The organism is Micromonospora arida (assembly GCF_003857035.1).
Lineage (GTDB): Bacteria > Actinomycetota > Actinomycetes > Mycobacteriales > Micromonosporaceae > Micromonospora > Micromonospora arida.
The window spans coordinates 43767-50045 of the sequence record NZ_QGSY01000080.1 but is presented as its reverse complement, the minus strand read 5'-3'; the positions used below and the strand labels follow the sequence as shown (position 1 = coordinate 50045).

The window sequence follows — 6279 nt, the reverse complement described above, 5'->3', positions numbered from 1 at the left end:
GTGCGGGCGCCCCGCGCCCCGCGCGCTGCGCCCGCACCGCGCTGCGCCCGCACCGCGCCGCGCCCCGGGGCCGCATCCCATGATCGTGCTCGAACAAGGAAGTAGTGGTGTCGCCGCCACGGCGATGCCACTACTTCCTGGATGCAGCACGATCATGGCGAATTGACTGTGGTTCGGAGTGCTCCTGACGGGTATGCCGCACCGCGCGGTGCGGCAAGGGACCCCCGCGCGCCGATGACGGAGTGCCAAGGAGCGGAGCGTCCCATGGCTCAGCGGAACAGCTCAGGTCGCGGCGCGACTGCGACCAGGACGAAGCGACAGGCCGGCAACCAGACGCCGGGTACGCCCGGTGTCTCCGAGTCGGAGATTTCCCGGATGCGGGTGGACGACATCCGCGGGCAGTTGCGTAAACGCGGGGTCTCCGGGATCTCCGCATTGCGCAAGCCCGACCTGGTGAAACAGTTGGTGCGCTCGATGCGGGCCGGCGCGGGTCGGAGCAGCACCGGCCCGTCGGGCCGGGCCGCCGGCACCAGGGCGTCGGCGGGTCGTGCCGCCGCCACCAAGAAGTCGGCAGCCAGGCCGGCGTCGAGCCGCGCGAAGGCCGCGCCGGCGAACAAGAGCGCGCCCGCGAAGCGGGCCGCCGCAACGAAGGCGACCGCCGGGCGGAAGTCGACGGTGGCGGCGAAGAGGGCGCCGGCGAAGAAGGCGACCGCCGCGAAGAAGACCACTGCGGCGACGTCGACGGCCGCCCGCAAGAGCACGGCCGCGAGCAGGACCACCGCCGCCCGGAAGTCCGCCGCAGCGCGGAAGACCACGGCGGCCCGTAAGACAGCGACGGCGCGTACGGCGCCCGCGCGAAAGGCGCCGGCGAAGAAGGCATCGGCGCGACCGGCGGCGAAGCGCGCGACGCCAGCCAAGAGCGCGGCGGCCAAGCGCACGACGGCGAAGCGCACGACGGCGAAGCGCACGACGGCGGAGCGCACGGCACCGGCCAAGAGCGCGGCGGCCAAGCGCACGACGGCGAAGCGCACGACGGCGAAGCGCACGGCACCGGCCAAGAGCGCGGCGGCCAAGCGCACGACGGCGAAGCGCACGTTGACGCGGTCGACCGGTGGCGGGACGTCGGCCGGCGGGATCCGGACCGGACGGGGTACGGGGCGGTCGGTCCGCAGTTCGCAGGTGATCTCGTCGATCATGGACCGGCCGGAGCGGCCGGGACGGAGTTTGATCACGGCGAACCACGAGGTGATCCAGCGGTGGGCCCGGGAACGCGGGGCCAAGCCGGCGACCATCGCTGGCACCGAGCGGGATGGCCGGGCGGGTGTGTTGACCTTCAACATTCCCGGATACCGGGAAAGCAGCCGGATTCGGGAGATCACCTGGGATGACTGGTTCTACACGTTTGACCTGCGGCGGCTGAACCTGATTTATCAGGAACAGTTGCGGGACGGCCGGCAGAGCAACTTCTTCCGGACCGAGTCACCCGATCGGGAAGACGGTTGAGGTGTTTGCGGGAATGGCCGACGGGTACCCGGCTGTTGCCAACGGACGAGGCCGGAGCAGCGGATACTCGCCAGTTGTGACCGGCGAGACAGCCGTTCTGGGTTGAATCCAGAATCCGGGCGAACTAGCTTTATTGCACCGCGCCACGTTTGGAAACGTTCGGGGGAGCGGCGGATCGATCAGATCCGCGCACCAGACGAGGCGCGAGGGGACGGGTGGAATAACCGTTGGGGGACGGTTCCCACCTGTTTGGACCGGCGGCGTGAGCGGGCGATGCTTACGGGGGTGAGTGTTGCCCGCCGCCGCCGGCCCCACCGGCGGGCGCCCACCACGACCTCAGGGACGTGGTGGGCGCTTTGCGTCGGTTATCCGGTCGGTACACGGTCTGCGGTGGTTGCCGGCTCCGGGTCGACAACCCGGCGCAGCGCGGCGACGTGCCGCTCCCGGGGTGGTCCGGCGAGCAGGTGCCCGAGCGCGGCCAGCAGACCCAGCCCGCCCACGATCAGCCAGTGCCGGTCGCCGAGGTGCTGGAGGCTCACCCCGCCGAGGGTGGGCGCGACGAACGCCGCGGCTGGGAACGTCAGGTAGAAGACCGACTGGTAGCGCGCTCGTAGCTGCGGTGGCGCCAGGTCCGCGTTGATCTGCGCGTTGGGCGGGGCGGCGAGCATCGAGCCGACCGTCCAGACCACTGCGGCACCCAGGTAGATGGCCAGTTCGTCGGCGATGGCGAGCGCCCCGAAACCGAGCGCGAGCAGCGCCGTGGAGGCGGCCAGCACGACGTCCTTGCGGTGCCGGTCGATCAGCCGGGGCACGAACAACTGCCCGACCACGATCAGCGCGCCGCCGAGCGCCACCACCAGCCCGTACGCCGATGGGCCCAGGCCGTCCGCGCGCATGGCCAGCGGCATGATGGTCGACGTCTGCATGGTGAGTACGGCCAGCACGAAGGTGAGCCCGACGAACACCAGGAAGGTGCGGTCGGTAAGCGCGGTGTGCAGGCCCGGCCGGCGGGTCCGGATGGATTTCGGTGCCGTGCCTGTGGCGGGCGGTGGGCCGGCCGCTGGCCGGGTCAGCCGCAGAGTTTCGGGCACCTTCCAGGCGATCACGGCTGCGGCGGTCAGGGTGGCGCCCGCGTCGACCAGGAACAGCGCGGTGAAGCTCGCCTCGGCCAGGACCCCGGCGAGTAGCGAGGCGACCGCCATGCCCAGGTTGAACGCCCAGAACTGAAGGTTGAACGCTCGCGAGCGGCGCTCGGCGGGCACCACGTCGACGATCGCCGCCACGAACGCCGGGCTGGGCATCGAGTGGACCACGCCGATCAGCGCGGAGAGCACCGCGATCAGCAGCAGGGGTCGGGTGAAGGCGAGCGCCACCATCAGGCCGACGGTGGCCAGGTGCGCGGCGAGCAGGGTCGCCCGGCGTCCCCACCGGTCGGCGAGCACCCCGCCGAGCAGTACGCCGGCCGCTCCGCCGGCCCCGTACGCGCCGACCACGGTGCCGGCCAGCCCTTCGCTCGCGCCGCGTACGTCGGTGAGGTAGAGCGAGAGGAACAGCATGGCGAACGCGCCGGCCCGGTTGATCAGCAGGCCGGCCCAGAGGTACCAGAAGGTGGCGGGTAGTCCGCCTGCGGTGTCGTGCCACCAGCGCCGCAGGGCGTGCACCCGACCTCCCGACAGTTCAGATTGTTAACTGTTTCCACTGCACAGTAGGAAACTCCGGGACCGCCGCGCCACTCATTACGCCTCGGCGGGCTGTGGCGCGCGTGACGTGGTGGCCGGTGCCAGTGCCTCACCGGAGCGGCGCAGCGCGGCCGCACGCCGTTCCCGGGCCGGCCCCGACACCAGGTGGGCCACCGCGGTCAGGAGGCCGAGCGCGGCGCAGCCGTACCAGAGGGTGTCGTTGCCGGCGTGCTCGCGCACCAGGCCACCGAGGATCGGCGCGCTGGCCCCGGCGATCTGCCAAGAGAGGGAGAACACGCCCTGGTAGCGACCGCGCAGCTCGGCCGGGGAGAGTTCGGCGATCAGAGTGGAGTTGGAGGGCGAGTTCAGCATCTCGCCGACCGTCCAGATCAGCACGGTCAGCCCGTAGAACCAGGGGGTGCCGGCGAACGCGGTCAGTCCGAACCCCACGCCCATCACCACGGACGCCAGCGCGAGCACGTGCGAGCGGCTCCGACCCCGGATCAGCCGGGGCACGAAGAGCTGGCCGACCACGATGAGGATGCCGTTGAGTGCGATCACCGAGCCGTAGGTGGCCGGGCTCAGACCGTCGTCGCCCATGGCGATCGGCAGCATCGAGATGTGCTGGAGGAACACCAGCGCGGCGAACAGGTTGAGTGCCACGAAGCCGAGGTAGACCCGGTCGCTGAGGATCGTGCGCAGCGCGCCGCGCGGAGCCGCTGCTGCCGTGACGGCGGTGGCGGGGCCGGCCTGTCGGGTCTCCGGCACCTTGCTGAAGATGATCAGTGCGGTGATCAGCATGGTGGCCGCGTCGACCACGAACAGCAGCAGGTAGTCGGCCTGTGCGGCGAGGCCGGCGAGGACGGCCGCGCAGGCGAAGCCCAGGTTGATCGCCCAGTAGTTGAGTGAGAAGGCGCGCAGCCGGTCCTTCGCCGGCACCACGTCGATCATCATCGCCCCGAACGCGGGCCGGGCCGCCTCGGCGAACATGCCGAGCAGCAGTGCGCCCAGCGCAACCGCCCAGAGATCCCGGGCAAGCCCGAGCCCGAGCATCATGGCCGCCGCGCCCACGTGGGCGGTGAGCAGTGTCGGCCGGCGGCCCCACCGGTCGGCCAGAGTGCCGCCGGCGGTCGTGCCGAACGCCCCGCCGACACCCCAGAGGCCGATCACCAGGCCGGCCTGCGAGGCCGAGAAGCCACGTTCCTGAGTCAGGTAGATGGCGAGGAAGACGAGGACGAACGAGCCGAGCCGGTTGATCAGGGTGCCGGACCACAGGTACCAGAAGGTGGTCGGTAGGCCGCCGGTGGTGTCCCGGAACCAGCTCCGCATCGTCCGCACGTGGTTCCCCCGCTTGCAAGTAATGACCGATGTGACTGTTGTGCCTTACAACCCTAGTGGCGGGCGGATCCGCTGGTCATCCGCTTTTTCACGTGGTGGTCGTCACGACGGCTGCCCGCGTGTCCCCTCCGCGGTTGAGGCAGGATGATCGGCATGACTGCGAGCGAAGGGCCCACCGTCGGGACGCTGGTCCTGCTGCGACACGGTGAGAGCGACTGGAATGCCAAGAACCTCTTCACCGGCTGGGTGGACGTCGACCTGACCGAGAAGGGCGAGGGCGAGGCGAGGCGCGGTGGCGAGTTGATGCGCGAGCACAGCCTGCTGCCGGACGTCGTGCACACCAGCCTGATGCGCCGGGCGATCCGCACCGCCGAACTGGCGCTCAACGCCGCCGACCGGCACTGGATCGCCGTGCGCCGGTCGTGGCGGCTCAACGAGCGCCACTACGGCGCCCTGCAGGGCAAGGACAAGAAGCAGACCCTCGACGAGTACGGCGAGGAGCAGTTCATGCTCTGGCGCCGGTCGTACGACACGCCCCCGCCGCCCATCGACGACAACGACGAGTGGTCGCAGGTGGGTGACCCGCGCTACGCGCTGCTGCCGACCGAGCTGATGCCGCGCACCGAGTGCCTCAAGGACGTCGTCGACCGGATGCTGCCCTACTGGTACGACTCGATCGTGCCGGACATCCTGGCCGGCCGGACGGTGCTGGTGGCCGCGCACGGCAACTCGCTGCGCGCCCTCGTCAAGCACCTCGACCAGATCTCCGACGAGGCGATCGCCAAGCTCAACATCCCGACGGGCATCCCGCTGCGCTACGACCTCGACCCGCAGCTGCGCCCGCTCACTCTGGGCGGCACCTACCTCGACCCGACAGCTGCGAAGGCAGCCGCTGCGGCAGTGGCCAACCAGGGGCGCTGAGCCACCAGAGAAGGGGCCCCTCGTCATCGCGGAGAGCGATGACGAGGGGCCCCTTCCGTGCAGTCAGTTACTGCTGGGCGCGCTCTCCCCGGTGATCAGGTAGATCACGTGCTCGCCGGCGTTGACCGCGTGGTCGGCGAAGCGCTCGTAGAAGCGGCCCAGCAGGGTGGCGTCGATCGCCGTCTCCACCCCGTACGGCCAGTCGTCGCCGAGCAGTACGGCGAACAGGTTCTTGTGCAGCTCGTCCATGGCGTCGTCGTCGCGGTCCAGTTCGCCGGCGAGGTCGGCGTCGGGCTTCGCCAGCACCGAACCGATCTTCACAGCCATCCGGTCGGCGATCTCGGACATCTCGGTGAAGACCGTCCGCAGCTCTGCCGGGACGGCGGGGGAGGGGTGCCGGCGCAGCGCGGTCTTCGCCACGTGCTCGGCGAGGTCGCCCATCCGTTCCAGATCAGCGGCCACGTGCAGCGCGGTGATCATCGCCCGGAGGTCGGAGGCGACCGGCGCCTGTCGGGCGAGCAGGTCACAGACCCGCTCCTCGACGTGCCGGTAGAGGTCGTCGATCTCGGCGTCCCGCTCGATGACCGTCTCGGCGGCCTGCCGGTCGGCGGTGAGCAGGGCCCGGGTGGCCTGGCGCATGGCGGCGCGGACGCCCTCCGCCATGTCCACCAGCAGTTGGCTGACGATCTGGAGGTCGGCCCGGAACTCGTCGCGCATCATCACGTCCTGTGGTCGGTCGCCGCCGACGGGTGCCGGCGCAGGGGGGTTGAGCAGGTGCGACGCCAACGGTAGGGCGCGTGGACGGATCCCGGATGAACCACGGTGAACGACGCCAGAC

General features: G+C 70.8%; 6 protein-coding genes. 2 read left to right on the top strand and 4 right to left on the bottom strand.

What is annotated here, in order from left to right; translation table 11 throughout:
* Window positions 1–269: 269 nt before the first annotated feature.
* Window positions 270–728, bottom strand: coding sequence for a hypothetical protein (locus DLJ58_RS35270; RefSeq protein WP_482805376.1), 459 nt, complete (start codon window positions 726–728; stop codon window positions 270–272).
* Here DLJ58_RS35270 and DLJ58_RS35265 point away from each other — a divergent pair.
* A complete protein-coding gene (locus tag DLJ58_RS35265; protein WP_482805375.1) occupies window positions 676–1503 on the top strand; it encodes a hypothetical protein in 828 nt (275 codons plus the stop codon). The genes DLJ58_RS35270 and DLJ58_RS35265 overlap by 53 nt on opposite strands.
* A gap of 365 nt (window positions 1504–1868) precedes the next feature.
* Here DLJ58_RS35265 and DLJ58_RS02685 read toward each other — a convergent pair whose 3' ends face one another.
* Together DLJ58_RS02685 and DLJ58_RS02680 are read right to left on the bottom strand one after the other, a co-directional pair.
* Window positions 1869–3164: an MFS transporter gene (locus DLJ58_RS02685; RefSeq protein WP_124853685.1), complete on the bottom strand. Its 1296-nt coding sequence runs from the start codon at window positions 3162–3164 to the stop codon at window positions 1869–1871.
* Between the two features lie 75 nt (window positions 3165–3239).
* Window positions 3240–4520, bottom strand: coding sequence for an MDR family MFS transporter (locus DLJ58_RS02680; RefSeq protein WP_124853684.1), 1281 nt, complete (start codon window positions 4518–4520; stop codon window positions 3240–3242).
* A gap of 153 nt (window positions 4521–4673) precedes the next feature.
* Here DLJ58_RS02680 and DLJ58_RS02675 point away from each other — a divergent pair, with 153 nt between their 5' ends.
* Window positions 4674–5441, top strand: coding sequence for a phosphoglyceromutase (locus DLJ58_RS02675; protein ID WP_124853683.1), 768 nt, complete (start codon window positions 4674–4676; stop codon window positions 5439–5441).
* Window positions 5442–5504: 63 nt separating this feature from the next.
* Here the strand turns inward: DLJ58_RS02675 and phoU are convergent, their stop codons facing one another.
* Window positions 5505–6158: a phosphate signaling complex protein PhoU gene (phoU, locus tag DLJ58_RS02670; protein ID WP_091403559.1), complete on the bottom strand. Its 654-nt coding sequence runs from the start codon at window positions 6156–6158 to the stop codon at window positions 5505–5507.
* Window positions 6159–6279 lie beyond the last annotated feature (121 nt).

Coding starts and splice junctions, on each gene's coding strand:
- DLJ58_RS02675 (WP_124853683.1), top strand. CDS start 4,674: ATGACTGCGAGCGAAGGGCCCACCGTCGGGACGCTGGTCCTGCTGCGA.
- phoU (WP_091403559.1), bottom strand. CDS start 6,158: ATGCGCGACGAGTTCCGGGCCGACCTCCAGATCGTCAGCCAACTGCTG.